This is a genomic window from Solibacillus sp. CAU 1738 (genome assembly GCF_039888725.1).
Lineage (GTDB): Bacteria > Bacillota > Bacilli > Bacillales_A > Planococcaceae > Metasolibacillus.
Window position 1 is genome coordinate 217052 of sequence record NZ_JBDQQN010000001.1, and the last position, 20808, is coordinate 237859.

The 20808-nt window shown below is 38.2% G+C and carries 21 protein-coding genes; 20 read left to right on the top strand and 1 reads right to left on the bottom strand.

Annotated features, from left to right (window positions below):
* Positions 1 to 37 precede the first annotated feature (37 nt).
* From polX to uvrC, 10 genes are all read left to right on the top strand, one after another.
* Positions 38 to 1747 carry a DNA polymerase/3'-5' exonuclease PolX gene (gene polX, locus AAFN87_RS01080; RefSeq protein WP_347789141.1) on the top strand — a complete coding sequence of 570 codons (1710 nt, stop codon included), beginning with the start codon at positions 38 to 40 and terminating at the stop codon, positions 1745 to 1747.
* An 18-nt stretch (positions 1748 to 1765) separates the two neighbouring features.
* Complete coding sequence (locus AAFN87_RS01085) at positions 1766 to 4132, top strand: endonuclease MutS2 (RefSeq protein ID WP_347789142.1); 2367 nt, start codon at positions 1766 to 1768, stop codon at positions 4130 to 4132.
* Positions 4133 to 4151: 19 nt separating this feature from the next.
* Positions 4152 to 4565 carry a DUF350 domain-containing protein gene (locus AAFN87_RS01090; RefSeq protein WP_347789143.1) on the top strand — a complete coding sequence of 138 codons (414 nt, stop codon included), beginning with the start codon at positions 4152 to 4154 and terminating at the stop codon, positions 4563 to 4565.
* 339 nt (positions 4566 to 4904) lie between these two features.
* Positions 4905 to 6596 (top strand): long-chain-fatty-acid--CoA ligase, encoded by a 1692-nt coding sequence (locus tag AAFN87_RS01095; protein ID WP_347789144.1) that lies wholly within the window; start codon positions 4905 to 4907, stop codon positions 6594 to 6596.
* Positions 6597 to 6695: 99 nt separating this feature from the next.
* Complete coding sequence (locus AAFN87_RS01100) at positions 6696 to 7277, top strand: TetR/AcrR family transcriptional regulator (protein WP_347789145.1); 582 nt, start codon at positions 6696 to 6698, stop codon at positions 7275 to 7277.
* Between the two features lie 16 nt (positions 7278 to 7293).
* Positions 7294 to 8067: an enoyl-CoA hydratase gene (locus tag AAFN87_RS01105; protein WP_347789146.1), complete on the top strand. Its 774-nt coding sequence runs from the start codon at positions 7294 to 7296 to the stop codon at positions 8065 to 8067.
* 25 nt (positions 8068 to 8092) lie between these two features.
* Complete coding sequence (locus tag AAFN87_RS01110; RefSeq protein ID WP_347789147.1) at positions 8093 to 8866, top strand: electron transfer flavoprotein subunit beta/FixA family protein; 774 nt, start codon at positions 8093 to 8095, stop codon at positions 8864 to 8866.
* 31 nt (positions 8867 to 8897) lie between these two features.
* The gene (locus AAFN87_RS01115) at positions 8898 to 9875 is read left to right on the top strand and encodes an electron transfer flavoprotein subunit alpha/FixB family protein (RefSeq protein WP_347789148.1); all 978 of its coding nucleotides are present in this window, start codon (positions 8898 to 8900) and stop codon (positions 9873 to 9875) included.
* Between the two features lie 490 nt (positions 9876 to 10365).
* Positions 10366 to 10680 (top strand): thioredoxin, encoded by a 315-nt coding sequence (gene trxA, locus AAFN87_RS01120; RefSeq protein ID WP_347789149.1) that lies wholly within the window; start codon positions 10366 to 10368, stop codon positions 10678 to 10680.
* A gap of 101 nt (positions 10681 to 10781) precedes the next feature.
* Positions 10782 to 12572, top strand: a complete 1791-nt coding sequence (gene uvrC / locus AAFN87_RS01125) for an excinuclease ABC subunit UvrC (protein WP_347789150.1) — start codon at positions 10782 to 10784, stop codon at positions 12570 to 12572.
* Between the two features lie 106 nt (positions 12573 to 12678).
* On the opposite strand, the gene AAFN87_RS01130 is transcribed toward uvrC, so the two are convergent.
* On the bottom strand, positions 12679 to 13095 hold the full coding sequence (locus tag AAFN87_RS01130; RefSeq protein ID WP_347789151.1) for a YslB family protein: 417 nt from the start codon (positions 13093 to 13095) through the stop codon (positions 12679 to 12681).
* Between the two features lie 271 nt (positions 13096 to 13366).
* Between AAFN87_RS01130 and AAFN87_RS01135 the strand changes: the two genes are divergently transcribed.
* From AAFN87_RS01135 to AAFN87_RS01180, 10 genes are all read left to right on the top strand, one after another.
* Positions 13367 to 13981 (top strand): succinate dehydrogenase cytochrome b558 subunit, encoded by a 615-nt coding sequence (locus AAFN87_RS01135; RefSeq protein WP_347789152.1) that lies wholly within the window; start codon positions 13367 to 13369, stop codon positions 13979 to 13981.
* 71 nt (positions 13982 to 14052) lie between these two features.
* Positions 14053 to 15810: a succinate dehydrogenase flavoprotein subunit gene (gene sdhA / locus AAFN87_RS01140; RefSeq protein WP_347789153.1), complete on the top strand. Its 1758-nt coding sequence runs from the start codon at positions 14053 to 14055 to the stop codon at positions 15808 to 15810.
* 2 nt (positions 15811 to 15812) lie between these two features.
* Positions 15813 to 16592: a succinate dehydrogenase iron-sulfur subunit gene (gene sdhB, locus AAFN87_RS01145; RefSeq protein WP_347789154.1), complete on the top strand. Its 780-nt coding sequence runs from the start codon at positions 15813 to 15815 to the stop codon at positions 16590 to 16592.
* A 162-nt stretch (positions 16593 to 16754) separates the two neighbouring features.
* Positions 16755 to 17201 (top strand): acyl-CoA thioesterase, encoded by a 447-nt coding sequence (locus tag AAFN87_RS01150; RefSeq protein ID WP_347789155.1) that lies wholly within the window; start codon positions 16755 to 16757, stop codon positions 17199 to 17201.
* Between the two features lie 70 nt (positions 17202 to 17271).
* Entirely contained in the window at positions 17272 to 17499 is a 228-nt protein-coding gene (locus tag AAFN87_RS01155) for a helix-turn-helix domain-containing protein (protein WP_347789156.1), read from the top strand.
* A gap of 68 nt (positions 17500 to 17567) precedes the next feature.
* Positions 17568 to 18011, top strand: coding sequence for a MarR family winged helix-turn-helix transcriptional regulator (locus AAFN87_RS01160; RefSeq protein ID WP_347789157.1), 444 nt, complete (start codon positions 17568 to 17570; stop codon positions 18009 to 18011).
* 16 nt (positions 18012 to 18027) lie between these two features.
* Positions 18028 to 18822: a glutamate racemase gene (racE, locus tag AAFN87_RS01165; protein ID WP_347789158.1), complete on the top strand. Its 795-nt coding sequence runs from the start codon at positions 18028 to 18030 to the stop codon at positions 18820 to 18822.
* A gap of 121 nt (positions 18823 to 18943) precedes the next feature.
* Positions 18944 to 19699: a ribonuclease PH gene (gene rph, locus AAFN87_RS01170; RefSeq protein WP_347789159.1), complete on the top strand. Its 756-nt coding sequence runs from the start codon at positions 18944 to 18946 to the stop codon at positions 19697 to 19699.
* 1 nt (position 19700) lies between these two features.
* The gene (locus AAFN87_RS01175) at positions 19701 to 20291 is read left to right on the top strand and encodes an XTP/dITP diphosphatase (protein ID WP_347789160.1); all 591 of its coding nucleotides are present in this window, start codon (positions 19701 to 19703) and stop codon (positions 20289 to 20291) included.
* Between the two features lie 13 nt (positions 20292 to 20304).
* Positions 20305 to 20808 carry a metallophosphoesterase gene (locus AAFN87_RS01180; RefSeq protein ID WP_347789161.1) on the top strand — a complete coding sequence of 168 codons (504 nt, stop codon included), beginning with the start codon at positions 20305 to 20307 and terminating at the stop codon, positions 20806 to 20808.

Below are 20808 nucleotides of genomic sequence, written 5' to 3' on the forward strand. Positions count from 1 at the left end.
TCGACTAATGGGGGAAGCCTTTTTAAGGAGAGATAATATGAATAAAAAAATTATTATTCGTACGCTTGAAAAAATTGCGTTGTATCTAGAATTAAAAGGCGAAAACCCATTTAAAGTATCAGCATTTCGTAAAGCAGCAGCTGCACTAGAAACAGACGAGCGTAGTTTAAGTGAAATAGAAGATATTACGGCTATTAAAGGAATCGGAAAAGGTACAGCTACTATTATTTTAGAATTAATAGAAACAGGCGAGTCAAGTGTGTTAAAGGAGCTTGAAGAAACTGTTCCAAAAGGATTAGTGCCATTAATGAAGCTTCCGGGTCTTGGCGGGAAAAAGTTAGCCAAGCTTTATCAAGAGCTTAATATTATTGATGCTGCCTCATTGCAAGAAGCATGTGAAACAGGAAAAGTACAAGCATTAGCGGGGTTTGGTGCGAAAACAGCAGAGAAAATTTTAAAGGAGCTAGCGAATGTTGGCTCTCGTGCAGAGCGTTTACCAATTTGGCAACTAGAGCCGGTCGTCTTTGAAATTAATGAATTATTAGCTAGTTTATCTGAAGTACAGAAATTTTCGGTTGCAGGTAGCTTCCGCCGTGTAAGTGAAACGAGTAAAGATATCGATTTTATCGTCGCGACAGATGCATATGAGGCAGTACGCGAAGCGATTTTATCACAGCTCGTTATTTTAGAAGTTGTAGCGGCAGGCGATACGAAAATTTCGGTTATTTTAGATCGTGAGGAGCCGGTTAGTGTCGATTTCCGCTTAGTAAAAATGAGTGAATATGCGACAGCATTACATCACTTTACTGGTTCAAAAGATCATAATGTCCGTATGCGTCAGCTGGCAAAAGCACAAGGTAAGAAAATTAGTGAATACGGTGTTGAGCAGCCGGATGGTACAATTGCAACTTTTGAAACGGAGCAAGATTTTTTTGCACATTTTGATCTGCCATTTATACCTCCAACAGTTCGCGAAAACGGCAAGGAATTAGAGCGCTTAGATGAGCTAGATGATTTAGTGAAATTAAGCGATATCGTGTCTGATTTGCATATGCATACTACTTGGTCTGACGGTGCACATTCTGTAGCTGAAATGGGAGAAGCATTAATCGAACAAGGCTATAAATATGGCGTTATTACGGATCATTCACAATATTTAAAAGTTGCAAACGGTTTAACACCAGAACGTTTAGAGAAACAAAAACTTGAAATATACGCATTTAATGAAAAGCATCCGAATTTCCGATTATTTAGAGGGACGGAAATGGATATATTACCAGATGCTTCGCTAGATTTCTCGGATGATGTCATGAAGGAACTGGATTTTGTTATCGCGTCAATCCATTCAAGCTTTACGCAATCACAGGATAAAATTATGGCGCGTCTATATTCAGCAGTGACGAATCCATACGTGCATATGATTGCCCATCCGACAGGGCGCATCGTAGGTCAACGAGGTGGTTATAATCCAGATGTACCGCAATTAATTGAGTGGGCTGCGAAATATGGGAAAATTTTAGAACTGAATGCTAATCCATATCGATTAGATTTATGCATTGAACACTTACAGCTAGCGATGGAGAAAAATGTGCCAATCGCTATAAATACAGATGCTCATGCTATTGACCAGCTTCGTTTTATGGAAATTGGCACAAGCTATGCACAAAAAGCTTGGCTGAAAAAAGAACTGATTGTTAACACATGGTCAGTTGAACAATTTGAGACATTTATTCGCAAATATAAATAGATATAGGGGGTGTTTTTCATGATCGAAAAAAGAGCATTGAAAACACTAGAATTTGATAAAGTACGAGAGCAAGTAGCAAGCTTTTGTACATCTTCTATTGGGAAGGCTGCTATTGAGGAGCTAATACCCGAAACAGATTTTGAGACCGTTGTAGCGCTATTAGATGAAATGGATGAAGGACTATCTATTTTACGTGTCAAAGGCAATGTACCGATGGGTGGAATTTTCGATGTCCGTCCACATGCAAAACGCGCGCAAATTGGTGGGATGTTGTCACCTGTTGAGCTAATGGAAATTGCAAGTACAATTCGTGCGAGCAGAATTTTACGCAATTTTATAGAGGATATTGAGGCAGAGGGAGCGATTGAGATTCCTCATTTTGCTGAACGAAAAGAGCAAATGCCGATTTTAACCGCATTACAGCATGAAATTAATGATTGTATAGATGAAAATGGTGCTGTACTTGATTCAGCAAGCTCAGCATTACGTTCTATTCGCCAATCTTTACGGGCGGAGGAAGCAAAAGTCCGTCAAAAATTAGAAAGCTTAACGCGCGGTAGCAATGCATCGAAAATGCTATCTGATTCGATTATTACGATTCGAAATGACCGCTTTGTTATTCCGGTAAAGCAAGAATATCGTTCGCATTACGGCGGGATTGTACATGACCAATCTTCATCCGGTCAAACATTATTTATTGAACCAGATGCTGTTGTGCAAGCAAATAATGAAGTACAACGTTTAAAAGTAAAAGAACAAGCAGAAATTGAAAGAATTTTACTCGCGTTATCTGCAAAAGTAGAAGAAGTGGGTCATGACTTATTCGTACTAGTACAATTACTTGGCGAAATTGATGTGATTTTAGCGAAAGGTAAGTACGGTCAAGCGAATAAATGTACGAAGCCTACGATGAATAAAGAAGGCTTTACACGTTTAGTTCGTGCACGTCATCCACTATTATCAATTGAAGAGGCAGTGCCGAATACGATTGAATTTGGGCGTGACATTACAGCAATTGTTATAACTGGACCGAACACGGGTGGTAAGACTGTCACATTAAAAACTGTTGGTCTTTGCACAATTATGGCGCAGTCTGGTTTACCTGTACCTGCACTAGATGGTTCAGAGCTTGCCGTATTCGAGCAAGTTTTCGCCGATATTGGGGACGAGCAATCCATTGAGCAATCATTATCAACATTCTCCTCCCACATGGTGAATATTGTTGATATTTTAAGTAAGTTTGACGACAAATCACTGGTCCTATTTGATGAGCTAGGTGCTGGAACCGACCCACAAGAAGGAGCAGCCCTTGCGATTTCAATTTTAGATGAAGTAGTAGATTACGGTGCGCGCGTAATGGCGACAACACATTATCCAGAATTAAAAGCATACGGCTACAACCGTCCTAGCGTTGTAAATGCAAGTGTGGAGTTTGACGTAGAAACTTTAAGTCCGACGTATCGCCTGTTAATCGGTGTACCTGGACGTTCTAATGCTTTTGAAATTTCCAAACGTCTAGGCTTAAAAGCTGGAATTATTGATAGAGCAAAATCCTTTACTGGTACAGATCGCCATGAAGTAGAATCGATGATTGCATCACTAGAAGAAAGCCGCGTTCGCTCAGAGCGTGAAGCAGATGAGGCGCATGCATTGCTCGAAGAAGCGCAGTATTTACATGAACAGCTAGAAGAGCGTATACGCACATATGATGAGAAAAAAGAAAGCTTAGAGAAAAAAGCGAAAGATAAAGCTCGAAAAATAATTGATGAAGCAAAACGTGAGGCTGAAACAATTATTGAAGAGCTTCGTGAAATGCGCAAAAATGCAAGTAAAATCGTCAAAGAGCATGAGTTAATCGATGCGAAAAAACGTTTAGATGAAGCTGCTCCAAAAGAAAATAAAGTGTTGCAAAAAGCAGTAGCGCAAAGAGAACGTGCTCAAAATTTAACAGTTGGTGACGAAGTTAAAGTGTTAAGCTATGGTCAAAAAGGAATGTTACTTGAAAAAGTTTCAGATAAAGAATGGGTTGTACAAATCGGTATTTTAAAAATGAAGCTTGAAGAAGCGGATTTAGAATATGTGAAGCCTGAAAAAGAACAGCAAACGCGAACAATGACAAATGTAAAAAATCGCAATAGTCATGTAAAACTAGAGTTAGATCTACGTGGTGAACGTTACGAGGACGCATTAATCCGTACAGAAAAATATTTAGATGATGCGCTACTGGCAAACTATCCGCGTGTATCAATTATTCATGGAAAAGGAACGGGCGCATTACGTCAAGGTATTCAAAGTTATTTAAAAGGCCATAAACGTGTGAAGTCCTTCCGCTATGGAGAAGCAGGAGAAGGTGGGTTTGGCGTAACTGTTGTAGAATTGAAATAAGGAAAAAGGAGATGAGCATATGCTAGCCTCTACTTTTTGGCGACATCCATTAGTTGAAACAGCCGGATATTTTAGTGTTGTTGTTTTATGTCTTGTTGTATCTATGGTGTTGTTTGAAATTGTAACGAAATATAAAAACTGGGAGGAAATTAAAAAAGGAAATGTTGCAGTAGCTCTTGCTACAGGCGGGAAAATTCTCGGAGTATGTAATATTTTCCGGTATTCAATTGAGCGTCATACGACATTAGTTGAAATGCTCAGCTGGGGATTATTCGGCTTTGCATTATTAATTTTCGCTTACTTTTTATTTGAGTTTTTAACACCTAGCTTTAATGTAGATGAAGAAATAGCAATGGATAATCGCTCTGTAGGCCTTATTTCCTTCACAATTTCAGTAGGTTTATCGTTTGTCATCGGTGCAAGTATATTGTAGGAGTGCAAAATATGGAAAAATTAGCGAAAGTTTTGATTGTTGTTTGCGTTGTTTTTATTGCAGTGGGCATTTATTATTTAACAACAAGTTAATTATTGGGCAAGATCATGAAAATGGTCTTGCTCTTTTTTTATTTGGAAAGAAAGTATATTTATAAAATAAATCATAGGCTTTATAGAGTGAATCATTATTCATTCGATAACATTAAATAGAGAAATGAAGTATATTCGAGCGAATTTTGAAAATAATAACAATAAATCATTTGTAAACACATTCTTTTTTTATTATAATAAAAAATAATCAGAATATTTGTTAATTTAAAGCGAGGGGGAGATTAATATGACAGAAAAAGTTTGGTTATCAAAGTATCCAAAGGAGATTCCGCACACAATCGATTTACCTAGAATTCCAGTGCAACAATTTTTAACGGATGCGTATAAAGAGTATCCGGATAAAGTGTGTATTCATTTTATGGGGAAAGATCTAACGTACAAAGAAGTTTATGAATCTGCGCTCAAATTTGCAAACTATATACGATCTCTAGGGGTGGAGAAAGGCGATCGTGTTGCAATTATGCTTCCAAACTGTCCACAATCAGTTATTGCATATTATGGTACGATGTATGCTGGGGGAATAGTTGTACAAACGAATCCACTATATACGGAGCGCGAATTGCAATATCAAATGGCAGATTCAGGTGCCAAAGTTATTTTAGTAATGGATATTTTATATCCACGCGTTATGAAAATATTAAAAGAAACTCAGATTGAAAATGTTATTGTATCGGGCATTAAAGATTATTTACCTTTTCCAAAAAATTTATTATATCCGTTTGTTCAAAAGAAGCAGTATGGCTTTAGTGTAAAAGTAGAGCATAGTGGCATGAATCATTTATTCACTGAAATTATTAGATCAGCGCCATTAAAAGAGATAGAGTTACCGTTTGATTTTGAAGACGATGTTGCTTTGCTTCAATATACGGGTGGTACAACTGGCTACCCAAAAGGAGTTATGTTAACGCATAAAAACTTAGTTGCCAACACAATGATGTGTGATGCATGGATGTACCGGTGTGTCGATGGGCAAGAATCGATTTTAGGTATACTGCCATTTTTCCATGTATACGGTATGACAACCGTTTTAGTTTTATCTGTGATGAAGAAAAGTAAAATGATACTACTGCCGAAATTTGATGCTGAACAAGCATTAAAAACAATTGATAAGCAAAAGCCAACACTATTCCCAGGGGCTCCGACGATGTATATTGCTTTATTAAATCATCCAGACCTCGGTAAATATGACTTATCATCAATAAAAGCATGTTTAAGTGGGTCCGCACCTTTACCAGTAGAAGTCCAAGAGAAATTTGAAGCAATTACAGGTGGGAAGCTTGTTGAGGGATATGGTTTAACGGAAACTTCACCAGTTACGCATGTAAACTTTATTTGGGATGAACGTGTCTCCGGCTCTATTGGTGTTCCGTGGCCAGATACAGACGCTATTATTTTACGTTCGGGCGAATCAGAAGCTTTACCACCGGGGGAAATCGGCGAAATCGCCATTAAAGGGCCACAAGTAATGAAAGGCTACTGGAAACGCCCTGAAGATACTGCAATGACATTTAATGATGGTTGGTTTTTAACTGGGGATTTAGGTTACATGGATGAAAACGGCTATTTCTATGTAGTAGACCGCAAAAAAGATATGATTATTGCAGGTGGGTTTAATATTTATCCGCGTGAAATAGAAGAAGTTTTATATGAGCATGAAGCAATTCAAGAGTGTGTTGTTGCAGGTATTCCGGATCCGTATCGCGGAGAAACAGTAAAGGCCTATATCGTATTAAAAGAAGGACGTTCAGTAAAAGAAGATGACTTAAATGTATTTTGCCGTAAACAATTAGCAGCATATAAAGTACCTCGTCATTATGAATTCCGTAAAGAGCTTCCGAAAACAGCGGTTGGTAAAATTTTGCGTAGAACATTAATTGAAGAGGATAAGCAAAAAATGGAAAAGCAACAAGCGAAATAAATCAAGAGCCAACTATTGACAGAAGGTGGAACAAATTATAATATGAAAACATGAATGAATGGTCATTCATGTTTTCATATTTTTTTGGTGGTGAACAACTTGAAACGAAATAAACCCAAGTATAAACAAATTATTGATGCGGCAGTAATAGCAATTGCAGAGAACGGCTATCATCAAGCGCAAGTATCTAAAATTGCAAAGCAAGCAGGCGTAGCGGACGGAACTATTTATCTTTACTTTAAAAACAAGGAAGATATCCTTATTTCTGTATTTCAGGAAAAAATGGGGGTTTTCGTAGAGAATTTACAAGATATAATTAAAAGTGGGGATTCTTCTTCGGATAAACTTTGCCGAATGATTGAAAACCATTTTAAAGTATTATCTAGCGATCGCCATCTAGCAACTGTAACTCAATTAGAATTACGTCAATCGAATAAAGAAATAAGATTGAAAATTAATTCTATTCTAAAAGAATATTTAAAACTACTTGACGAAATTTTAATTGAAGGCATGGTCTCTGGAGAGTTCAATAGCACGATGGACGTTCGCGTAGCACGTCAAATGGTATTTGGTGCAATTGACGAAATTACTACGTCATGGGTTATGAACGATTATCGATATGATTTACTGGAACAAGCGCCAAAAGTGCAACAGTTGCTACTGAATGGTTTAAAAGCTTAAAAAGGGGTGTGGGAGAATGGAGTTTCTAAGTTGGACAATTGATGAAGGAGTAGCTGTTGTTACTATACAAAGACCACCAGCTAATGCATTATCACGAGGCATGATTGCCGAGGTGAATGAAATACTTGATGCGGTTGAACATGATGACTCTGTTCGCGTAATTGTTTTGCACGGAGAAGGTCGATTTTTCTCAGCGGGTGCAGATATAAAAGAATTTACAGCAGTATCTACAGGTGCAGAGTTTACTAAACTTGCACAAAACGGTCAAGTAGTTTTCGAACGATTAGAAACGTTTCCAAAACCAATTATTGCTGCGATACACGGTGCAGCACTTGGTGGTGGTTTGGAGCTTGCAATGGGTTGCCATATGCGTTTCGTTACTGAAAATGCAAAACTAGGCTTGCCTGAATTACAGCTAGGTTTAATCCCTGGCTTTGCTGGTACACAACGATTACCTCGTTATGTTGGTATGGCGAAAGCGGCTGAAATGATGTTTACTTCTGACCCAATTTCGGGTACAGAAGCCGTACAGTGGGGGCTAGCAAATAAAGCATTTTCAGATGAAGAACTACTTCCAAAAACGCTAGAAATAGCGAAGAAAATAGCGAAAAAAAGTCCAGTTGCGCTTAAAGCAGCAATTCAAATGCTGCAATATTCAAAGCCTGCTTCATTCTTTGAAGGAGTAGCAGCAGAAGCAGAAAGTTTTGGTACGGTATTCGTATCAGAAGATGCAAAAGAAGGAATTCAAGCATTTATCGAAAAACGTGATCCAGTCTTTAATGGTAAATAAATAATAGCTTCAGGAGGTCTGTATAATGAATATTTTTGTATTAGTAAAGCGTACATTTGACACAGAAGAAAAAATTGTCGTAGCAGGTGGCAAAATTCAAGAAGACGGTGCTGAATTCATCATCAACCCTTACGACGAATATGCAATTGAAGAGGCAATTCAAAAACGTGATGCACTAGGCGGTAAAGTTACGGTTGTCACAATCGGTGGAGAAGATGCAGAAAAGCAACTCCGTACAGCTCTTGCGATGGGCGCAGATGAGGCCGTATTAATTAATACAGAAGACGATTTAGATGAACTAGATCAATATTCATCAGCTTACATTTTAGCTGAATACTTAAAAGATAAAGAAGCAGATTTAATTTTAGCTGGAAACGTTGCAATCGATGGCGGTTCTGGTCAAGTAGGTCCTCGTTTAGCAGACTTACTAGGCATCAACTACGTAACGACAATTACGAGCCTTGAAATCGAAGGCACTAATGTGAAAATCGTACGTGACATCGAAGGAGATTCAGAAGTGCTGGAAACTTCATTACCACTTCTAGTAACAGCACAGCAAGGCTTAAACGAGCCACGTTATCCTTCTTTACCTGGGATTATGAAGGCAAAGAAAAAGCCGCTAGCTGAACTTGAGCTTGATGATTTAAATATCGACGAAGATGATGTGGCAGTAAAAATAGAAACAGTAGAAATCTATTTACCACCACAAAAAGCTGCAGGTCGTGTATTAGCAGGTGAGTTACAAGCACAAGTAAAAGAGTTAGTAAACTTACTTCATTCAGAAGCAAAAGTAATCTAATTTAACGAAGATAGGTAATGGAGGGATCGACATGTCAAAAAAAGTGTTAGTATTAGGTGAAGTTCGTGAAGGAAGCCTACGTAACGTATCATTCGAGGCAATTGCAGCAGCTAAACAAATCGCTGATGGTGGCGAAGTAGTAGGCGTATTAATTGGAGATGGGATTGCTAGCGTTGCGAGCGAGCTAGTAGCATATGGTGCAGACCGTGTTGTTACAGTTGAGCATCCACATCTTAAAGCATATACATCAGATGGCTTTGGTCAAGCATTTATGGCCATAGCTGAGCAAGAAAATCCAGAAGCGATCGTCTTTGGACATACAGCGCTTGGGAAAGACTTATCACCAAAAATTGCTTCTAAATTACAGTCTGGCTTAATTTCAGACGTAACTGAAATTGAAGGAGCAGGAGATACTGCGCTGTTTATTCGCCCAATATATTCAGGTAAAGCGTTTGAAAAAGTAAAAGTGAAAGACGGTATAGTATTCGTAACTATCCGTCCAAACAATATTGCGCCACTTGTAAAAGATGAAAGTCGTACTGGAAGTGTAGCAGCAATTTCTGTTGATATTACAAACTTACGTACGATTATTAAAGAAGTAGTACGTAAATCAACAGCAGGTGTAGACCTGTCAGAAGCGAAGGTAGTTGTTGCAGGAGGACGTGGTGTAAAATCAGAAGAAGGATTTGCGCCATTAAAAGAGCTTGCTAATGTACTAGGTGGAGCAGTAGGTGCTTCTCGTGGTGCTTGTGATGCAGATTACTGTGATTACTCATTACAAATCGGTCAAACTGGTAAAGTTGTAACTCCTGATTTATATATCGCTGCTGGTATTTCAGGTGCCATTCAGCATTTAGCTGGTATGTCGAACTCGAAAGTAATCGTTGCGATTAACAAAGACCCAGAAGCGAATATTTTCAAAGTAGCGGACTACGGTATCGTTGGCGATTTATTTGAAGTCATCCCGCTTTTAATCGAAGAATTCAAAGCGTTAAAAGTAAATGCATAATTATTTAGCCGTCTCTTTTAGAGGCGGCTATTTTTTATGGACTCTGTTAATTTCGTGTAAATTGCAATCATAGTGAGCGCACGAACACATTATCTTGACCAGTCGTAAATACGCTTTTATAAGTAAGTCTTATAGAATCGCTTGATAAAACCCCGTTTTATTCATGAAAAATTTTTAAAGATAAATAACTTAATATGTAAGGTTGATATATTAGTAAATTATATAAATAACTGACAACGTTAGAAACACGCTACAATAAAATTTTATAAACAAACTATGATTTACAAGAAATTCTCCTTTTTACAAAGAAAGGGTAGTGACCTTCGCCACTTATTAGAGAACGAATCTAATATTATATTAGGAAAGTGGAGTACATTTTAGTTTTTATGTACACTAATTGAGAAAAATTCAACGCAAGCATATAAATGTTTTTTCTTTGGTAAATCATGTTATACTACAAACAGATGTTAGTTTAAGGAGGCTATATAATATGGCAATTGTACACGGTACAGATCAAACTTTTGCACAAGAAATCGCACAAGGCGTAGTTCTTGTAGACTTCTGGGCAGCATGGTGTGGTCCTTGTAAAATGATCGCTCCAGTTCTTGAAGAAGTGGATGCGGAAATCGGTAATGACGTGAAAATCGTAAAAGTAGATGTAGATAACAACCAAGGTACTGCAGCGGAATATCAAATCATGTCAATTCCTTCATTATTATTATTCGTAGATGGTGAATTAAAAGCAAAAACTGCTGGCTTCCAACCAAAAGAAGCGTTAATTGACTTCATCAACTCAAACAAATAATGTATTGAATGGCCGTGTGTATTTAATTATACACACGGCTTTTTATTTACCTTCTTTTCAGATAAAATTGACGTATATGACAAAAATTTAGGTGATCAATGATGAATGAAATCATTCAAAATAAATTAGCCATTTTACCAGATGAACCGGGCTGTTATTTAATGAAAGACCGCCAAGGCACGATTATTTATGTTGGTAAGGCCAAAATATTAAAAAATCGTGTGCGCTCTTATTTTAATGGCACGCATAATGGGAAAACGCAGCGCTTAGTAAGTGAAATTGAGGATTTTGAATATATCGTTACGAGCTCCGATTTAGAAGCACTAATTTTAGAATTGAACTTAATTAAACTACATGATCCGAAATACAATATTATGTTAACGGATGATAAAACGTATCCATATATAAAAATTACGAATGAAAAGTATCCACGTATTTTAACTACTCGTAAAGTGAAAAAAGATAAGGCCAAATATTTTGGTCCGTACCCAAACGCCTATGCAGCGAATGAAACACGTAAATTATTGGATCGTATCTACCCGCTTAGAAAATGTGCACAGCTTCCTAGTCAAGTATGCCTGTACTATCATTTAGGACAATGCTTAGCACCATGTGTGAAAGAGATAGAGCAAAAGGTTTACGATGAAATGATCGAGGAAATAATAAAGTTTTTAAACGGTGGCTATGAAGATGTAAAAAAGGACCTTGAAGTAAAAATGCTAGAGGCAGCCGAAAATTTACAATTTGAACGAGCGAAGGAATTTCGGGATCAAATTGCACATATTGAAACAGTGATGCAAAAACAAAAAATAGTTACGGGGGATTTGTCGAATCGGGACGTTTTTGGTTTTGCTGTTGAAAAAGGTTGGATGTGCGTTCAAGTATTTTTTGTACGGCAAGGAAAACTAATTGAACGCGATGTATCGATATTTCCAATTTACCGTGATCCGGATGAGGAATTTTTAACGTTTGTTGGGCGTTTTTACGCTACGCCACAACATATTAAACCGAAAGAAATTTTCATACCTGCATCAATTGATGAAACACTACTTGAAAAATTGCTTGATGTAAAAGTCATTATTCCGAAGCGCGGCTCGAAAAAAGAGTTAGTCGATATGGCAATGAAAAATGCTCAAATTGCAATTCACGAAAAATTCCAGCTAATTGAGCGGCAAGAAGTACGGACAGTCGGTGCATGTGAGGCACTTGGTGAAGCGATAGGAATCAGTCCACCACTTCGTATAGAAGCTTTTGATAATAGCCATATGCACGGGGCGGACGCGGTGTCTGCAATGGTTGTGTTTATTGATGGTAAACCGGCGAAAAAAGAATATCGAAAATACAAATTACGTGAGGCTGGGAAACATGACGATTACGGTGCAATGCAGGAAGTTATTCGTCGCCGCTATACACGTGTATTAAAAGAAAATTTGCCACTTCCTGATCTTATTATTATTGATGGTGGAAAGGGGCAAATGGAAGTTGCACGTGAAGTGATAGAGGATGAGCTGGGGTTATACATTCCAATTGCTGGATTAGCCAAGGACGATAAACATAATACATCACAATTATTATTCGGTGAACCACCTGAACCAATAGAAATGAAGCGAACGAGCGATGGTTTTTATTTATTGCAACGCATTCAAGATGAGGTGCACCGTTTTGCTATTACGTTTCTACGTCAGCAGCATGGCACGAACGCAATTAAGTCAGTACTTGATAATATTGAAGGTGTTGGACCAAAACGTAAGCAGCAGCTACTCAAGGCATTTGGTTCGGTGAAAAAAATTCGAGAGGCGAGTATAGATGACCTTATAGAAGCGGGTATCCCGCGAACCTCCGCGAAAAATATTAACGAATATTTCCAAAATGAAGCGCAACAAAAGCAATAGCATCCTCATACTTTTGTTTATATATAGCCGATTTAAAAAACAAAAAAACAAGGCATTTGTGAAATGATTTCACTTAATGCCTTGTTTTTTGTTGAAGTAACGGGGATTATTTGATTTGCTCTTTTAAATCGGATTTTAAATTGAATATTACCGTTTGATTTTTAATATTTTTTTCATCATAGCATTCTGTTAAAAAACCTAATTGGTGTTGCATCTGTTCAGCAAGAAAACCAGCTTCAATTCTAAAGCAGCGACTTTCGATTTTTAATACATCTATATCACCAGTTAGTATGTAAGTACGACTATCTTTCGTTTCTTTTTCTAACGTTAAAGTACCCCAGCCCGCTTCGTGAAAAAATGCGGAAGCTTCATCCATTGAAAATAATGGGAATTTACGAGCGATTTCTTTTCCTGCCCAATATAAAACATCTTCTTCATGTTTTCCAAGAATAGAAGATAAAATATAATCACGGATAATTTCATAGCCAAACGTTGGAATCGTTTTCATTTGATCGACTTCCATAATAAAAAACCTCTTTCTAAAATTTTCTTATTTATTAGATTAATAATATGAAAAAACTATATTATTAGAGAAAAAATCGTATAAACCAGCGAAAAAGTCTTTTTTTTATATTCGCAAAATTTTGCAAGCAACCTTGACGCTCTATAGCGTTGAGAGTACAATGGACATGTCATAATATTGTACCATGATGAAATGCGCAGTCAATGTGAAACGTTTACAAATTCGTGACGTTCTTGACTTCGGATTTTAAGTACTAAGGGGGGTAACAGTCTTGTCGAAAGATCGTGAGTTTTTATGGCGCCGCTTACATTCTCTACTAGGAATCATTCCAGTAGGTCTGTTCTTGGTGTTCCACTTGTCTTTAAACTTCACTGCTGTAGGTGGTGAAGAGACGTACAACAATGCAACAGGAGCTATGGGATTAGTACCACATGCGCTATTGTTGATTATGGAATGGGTAATTATTTATATTCCATTATTATTCCACGCACTTTACGGAATTTATGTTGCATTTACTGCAACGTACAATACGAAACGTTTCGGTACATTCCGTAACTGGATGTTCAGTTTACAACGCTTTACAGGTATCTTCCTAGTTGTATTCATTGCTTGGCATATTTTCCAAACGCGTGTTCAAAAAGCGTTTGGTGCTGAAGTTAACTTCGATATGATCCAAGAAATCGTTTCTAATCCGTGGATGCTAGCATTCTATATTGTAGGTATCTTATCTGCAACATTCCACTTAGCGAATGGTGTTTGGTCATTCTTAGTAAGCTGGGGTATTACTCAATCACCTAAATCACAAAAGATTGCGACTTACGTATCAATGATAATTTTCGTTATTTTAAGTGTAATGGGTGTTGGAGCAATTTTAGCATTCGTTTAATTTGAGCAAAACTATTCTATTAAAATAGAAATAGAAGTTTTCTAGTGAAGAAAGAGGAGTGAGAAGAAATCATGGCGAAAAGCAAAATCATCGTTGTTGGTGGTGGATTAGCCGGCTTAATGGCAACGATTAAAGCTGCTGAAGTAGGCACTGAAGTTGAATTATTCTCATTAGTTCCAGTGAAGCGCTCACACTCTGTTTGTGCGCAGGGCGGAATTAATGGCGCGGTAAATACAAAAGGTGAAGGGGATTCTCCATGGATTCACTTTGACGATACAGTTTATGGTGGGGACTTCTTAGCGAACCAACCGCCTGTAAAAGCGATGGCTGACGCTGCACCTGGCATCATCCATTTACTTGACCGTATGGGGGTAATGTTCAACCGTACGCCAGAAGGATTACTTGACTTCCGTCGTTTCGGTGGTACGTTAATGCACCGTACAGCATTTGCTGGTGCAACTACAGGTCAACAATTACTTTACGCATTAGATGAGCAAGTTCGTGCACACGAAGTTGCTGGTTTAGTAAATAAATACGAGCACTGGGAGTTCCTTGGTACAGTTATCGATGACGAGGGCGTTTGCCGCGGTATCGTAGCGCAAGATTTACGTAGCGAAGAAATAAAATCATTCCGCGGGGATGCTGTTATTATGGCAACTGGTGGTCCTGGTATTATCTTCGGTAAAACAACAAACTCTGTTATTAACACTGGTTCAGCGGCATCGATTGTTTATCAACAAGGTGCATCATACGCGAATGGAGAGTTCATTCAAATTCACCCTACAGCTATTCCTGGCGACGATAAAAACCGTCTAATGTCAGAGTCAGCTCGTGGTGAAGGTGGACGTGTATGGACATATAAAGACGGTAAGCCTTGGTACTTCTTAGAAGAAAAATACCCAGCTTACGGTAACTTAGTACCACGTGATATCGCTACTCGTGAAATTTTCGATGTATGTGTAAATCAAAAACTTGGTATTAACGGCGAAAACATGGTATACCTAGACCTTTCTCATAAAGATCCACATGAACTTGATATTAAACTAGGTGGTATTATCGAAATCTACGAAAAATTCGTAGGCGATGACCCACGTAAATTACCTATGAAAATCTTCCCAGCAGTTCACTATTCAATGGGTGGTTTATGGGTAGATTACAACCAAATGACTGAAATTCCTGGTCTTTTTGCTGCTGGTGAGTGTGATTACTCTCAGCATGGTGCGAACCGTCTAGGAGCAAACTCATTACTTTCTGCTATTTATGGTGGTATGGTTGCAGGTCCAAATGCAGTGGACTATGTAAAACATCTTAAAAAACATGCGGAAGATCTTCCAGAGTCTATCTTTACTGCACGTGAAGAAGAAGAAAAAGCGAAGTGGGAAGCTATCCTTAACATGGATGGAACTGAAAACGCATACTTATTACACAAAGAGCTTGGCGAGTGGATGACAGATAATATGACTGTAGTACGTCACAATGATCGCCTTGAACAAACGTATGAGAAGTTAACTGAGCTTCAAGAACGTTGGGAAAAAATCAACATTAATGATACGCAAAAATGGAGTAACCAAGGTGCTCACTTTACGCGTCAGTTGAAAAATATGTTATACCTTGCAAAAGTTATGACAAAAGGTGCTTTATTACGTAATGAATCACGTGGTGCGCACTATAAACCAGATTTCCCTAACCGTGATGATGAGAACTTCTTAAAAACTACAATGGCGAAATTTGATCCAGCTACTGGTGAACCTCAAATTTCTTACCAAGAGGTTGACGTTTCTCTAATCCCACCACGTAAACGTGACTACTCTGCGAAAGGGGATAACTAATCATGGAAGCAGTAGTAAACACTGGTAAAATGGTTGAAATTGAGATTTTACGACAAGATACTGAAAACGGCGCTACTCGCTTGGAAAAATTCAGCGTACCTTACCGTCCAGGTATGAACGTAATTTCTGCTTTAATGCATATTCAAAAGTATCCTATAACAGCAGATGGTAAAAATACTACTCCAGTAGCTTGGGATATGAACTGTTTAGAGGAAGTTTGTGGTGCGTGTTCGATGGTTATTAACGGTCGCCCTCAACAATCTTGTTCTGCATTAGTAGATAAATTAACACAACCAATTCGTTTAGAGCCAATGAAAACTTTCCCAGTAGTACGTGACTTACAGGTTGATCGTAGCCGCATGTTCAATGCACTGAAAAAAGTGAAAGCATGGGTTCCAATCGATGGTACTTATGATTTAGGTGAGGGTCCACGTATGCCAGAGCGTAAACGTCAATGGGCTTATGAATTATCTAAATGTATGACTTGTGGTGTTTGTATGGAAGCATGTCCAAACGTTTCTGAAAAAGCAGATTTCATTGGTCCAGCTCCACTTTCACAAGTTCGTCTGTTCAATACACACCCAACTGGTGCAATGAACAAGGACGAGCGTTTAGCTGCAATTATGGGAGATGGCGGACTTGCTAACTGCGGTAACTCACAAAACTGTGTAGCAGCATGTCCAAAAGGTATCCCTTTAACTACTTCTATTGCTGCACTTAACCGTTCAGCAACAGTACAAATGTTCAAGAACTTCTTTGGTTCTGACCATATGGTAGACTAATATTGAACTTAGAGCTAGTTTTCTCTTCTAGAGAAAGCTAGCTTTTTTGATTTTTATAGCATTTTTGTTATTTTCTAACCGATTTCTACTTTTACAGTGCTATAATGAATACGTATTCATTTCCCGAAGAGGAATACATACTATTGTTAAGGGGTGGGTTTTTTGCGTGCAACATATATAGAGGATGTTCAACAATGGGTTGAGGAATTTCAGTTTTCAGTGGATGTGAAAGTTCGTTTTAGTGAAACAGATATGTACGGCCATTTAAACAATACAGTACCGTTTACTTATTTTGAATTTGCTAGAATCGAATATTTTAAATCTCTTGGTTTAATGAGTGAATGGGCATCTACAAACGGAGACAATATTCCTGTTGTCGCTGATTTGCAATGTGATTATTTGCAACAAGTATTTTTTGATGAAGAGTTACAAATTTACGTGAAAACTGCAAAGGTAGGTACAAGCTCGATTGATATTCACTATGTAGCAAAAAACGACAAAGGTCATCCTGTTTTTACTGGACGAGGTACAATTGTGCAAATTTGTCGACAAACAGGAAAAGGGACACCTTGGACAGAACAAGAAAAGCAATTATTGCGTGGGAAATAGTGAAAACGCCCTCACCGCAAGCCGCCTAGTCACATACTTTACTAAGAACAGAATAGGAGGTTGTTGCGATATGGGTAGCTCACAATCACGCTTGCTACTTACAAAACGAGAGCGTGAAATATTTCAGCTATTAATTGAAGACTACTCAACAAAAGAAATATCAGAAAAGCTTTCCATAAGTGAAAAGACGGTGCGCAATCATATTTCGAATACGATACAAAAGCTAGGTGTATCAAGCCGTACTCAAGCATTAATTGAATTGTTGCGTCTACAGGAGTTAAAGCTAAACGGATTGTAGACTTGCTATTTCTATAGAAACACTTCAAAATAGAACTATGAATTGTATTTGAGGAGTGAACTAGTTACATGAATGATAACGAAAGACATAGCTTTGAATCCATAGCTAATTTAGAAAAGGAATTACGTTTTATTTCACACTTAATAAAGCAAAAAGGTCGTGAAATATTAAGTAATTACACTATTACACCTCCACAATTTGTAGCTCTACAATGGTTACATGAGTCTGGCGATATGACGATTGGTGATTTATCGACAAAAATGTATTTGGCATTTAGCACAACGACAGATTTAGTCGATCGTATGGAGAAAAATGAACTAGTGCAGCGTGTGCGAGATGAACAAGACCGCCGAGTTGTAAGGATTCACTTACTGCCAGAAGGGGAACGTATCATTCAAGAAGTAATTGAAAAGCGTCAAAATTACTTGCGTGACATTTTGGGGCATTTTGATGAAATTGAAGGAGCAGATTTAATACGTTTATTACAAAAATTACATTTATTAATGAAATAGGATTGAGGCGGTTTATGTGAATGCCCCGATTGGTGTAATCGATTCTGGTGTTGGCGGTTTAACAGTAGCAAAAGCAATTATGGAACTTTTGCCGAATGAAACAATTTATTATATTGGTGATACAGCTAGATGTCCATATGGTCCGCGTACAAAGCAAGAAGTACGTAATTTTACGTGGCAAATGGCTAAGGCGTTAGAAAAAATGAATATTAAAATGCTAGTAATTGCTTGCAATACAGCAACTGCGGTAGCACTTGAAAGCTTGCAAAAAAATATGCCATTCCCTGTTCTAGGTGTAATTAATGCAGGGGCTCGTGCTGCTATAAAAAAAACAAAGCGCAATGAAATTGTTGTGCTAGCTACAGAAGGTACAGTTAAAAGTGCTGCTTATGAAACAGCATTACATTCTTTATCAACAAAAGCGAAAGTAATTCCGCTTGCGTGCCCAACATTTGTACCACTTGTAGAAAGTGGCGAATACGAAGGTCAGTTTTCTTATGATTTAGTCGCTAATGGATTAAAGCCGCTTGAAGATGAACGTTTTGATACGGTTATTTTAGGCTGTACCCACTATCCAATTTTGCAAAAGCAAATAGAAGCAGCTTTAGGGGAAGGTGTGCACGTATTGTCTTCCGCAGAAGAGACAGCTCGTGATGCAGAAGCGATTCTTTCTTACAACAATCAGCTTCGTACAAATGATGAGGCACCTCACCATGTCTTTTTTGCATCTGGCTCAGTGCCTATTTTCCGTTCAATTGCTGAGAGATGGCTAGAGCAAGAAAACATAGATATTCGACGAATAAAATTTTAACAATTCGCCCGATTGGATACACTTCCATTCGGGCTTTTCTTTTTGGAATTATAGACCTTCATCTTTTTTGACGTAGCATTTTATGATAAGATTAGGGCGCGAAAGTATAAGGAGGACAATCATGACTAGACACGACGAACGAGCTGTGAACGAATTACGTACAGTTCAAATTGAAAATAACTATTTAATGCATCCAGAAGGTTCTGTGTTAATTACTGTAGGCAACACGAAAGTAATTTGCACAGCAACAATTGAAGATAAAGTACCTGGTTTCTTACGTGGTCAAGGAAAGGGCTGGATTACTGCAGAATACTCAATGCTACCGAGAGCGACAGCACAACGTACACAACGTGAATCTTCGCGTGGTAAAGTTAATGGCCGGACAATGGAAATCCAGCGCTTAATTGGACGTGCATTGCGCGCTGTAGTGGATTTAGAAGCATTAGGAGAAAAAACAGTGTGGATCGACTGTGACGTTATCCAAGCAGATGGAGGAACGCGTACAGCCTCAATAACAGGTGCATTTGTTGCGATGACACAAGCAATTGCTAAACTAGGTGAAACAAAACCGTTTGCAACATTCCCGATTGTTGATTTTTTAGCGGCAACAAGTGTTGGTATGATTGATGAAATCGGCGCAGTTTTAGACTTAAACTACGTTGAAGATGTTGATGCAGCAGTAGATATGAATATTGTCATGACAGGTGCTGGTCGCTTTGTCGAATTACAAGGCACTGGTGAGGAAGCGACATTCTCACGTCAGGAATTAAACGAGTTATTAGCGCTAGGCGAAGAAGGTATTGCGCAATTAATCGAAATTCAAAAACAAGCGCTTGGTGAACTAGCTTTACTAGTAGGTTCTAAGGGGGAAGCATAAAATGAAGCAAGTTGTCATTGCAACAAAAAACAAAGGCAAAGCAAAAGATTTTGAAGCACTTTTTGCTCCACTAGGTTACGAAGTTGTTACGATGTTTGAGGTTGCACCGGATATGGAAATCGAGGAAACAGGTACAACATTTGAGGAAAATGCTGTATTAAAAGCTGAAACATTAGCGAAAGCATTAAATACAATTGTTATCGCAGATGATAGTGGATTAGCAGTAGATACATTAAATGGTGAACCAGGTGTCTATTCAGCGCGTTACGCAGGTGATCACGACGATGAAGCAAATATTGTAAAAGTGTTAGAAAAGTTAACAGGTGTGCCAGAGGAAGAACGCACAGCACGATTCTGTTGTGCACTTGCCATTGCAGGTCCGGAAATGGAGACGTTTACGGTATTCGGCACGTGTGAAGGCGTTATTTTAGAAGAAAAACGTGGTTCAAATGGCTTTGGCTATGATCCAATTTTCTACGTACCACACTTAGAGCGCGCAATGGCTGAGTTGTCTCCTGAAGAAAAAGGTTCGATTTCACACCGCGGCAATGCTATTCGTAAACTTGCAGAAGCTTTGCCAACATTAATGTAAAGGATGTGTGGCAATGAAGCTATTAATCATGAGTGATACACACGGAGATGCAGAGGTCATACGCCAAGTACGTGATTTTCATACGGATGTGGAAGCAATCATTCATTGTGGAGATAGTGAATTACCGTATGACCATCCGTATTTAGAAGGAGTTGCGCGAGTGCGCGGAAATTGTGATCGCAATGATGACCGTTTCCCCGATGAGCTACTTTTAGAGCTTGGCAAGACGAAAATTTTTGTTACACATGGCCACTTATTTAATGTGAAGTCTTCATTATTATCGCTAACCTACCGAGCTAAAGAACTAGACGCAAATATTTGCTGTTTTGGTCATTCGCATTTGCTTGGTGCTGAGATGATTGATGATATATTGTTTATCAATCCAGGTAGTCTACTTAAACCACGTGGACGCGATGATAAGAGCTATGTTTTAGTGAATATTGAAGATAACGTGTATAATATAAATTGTTATTCAAATATAAATAAATTACTTGAAATGATTCGATTCGAACGTTAG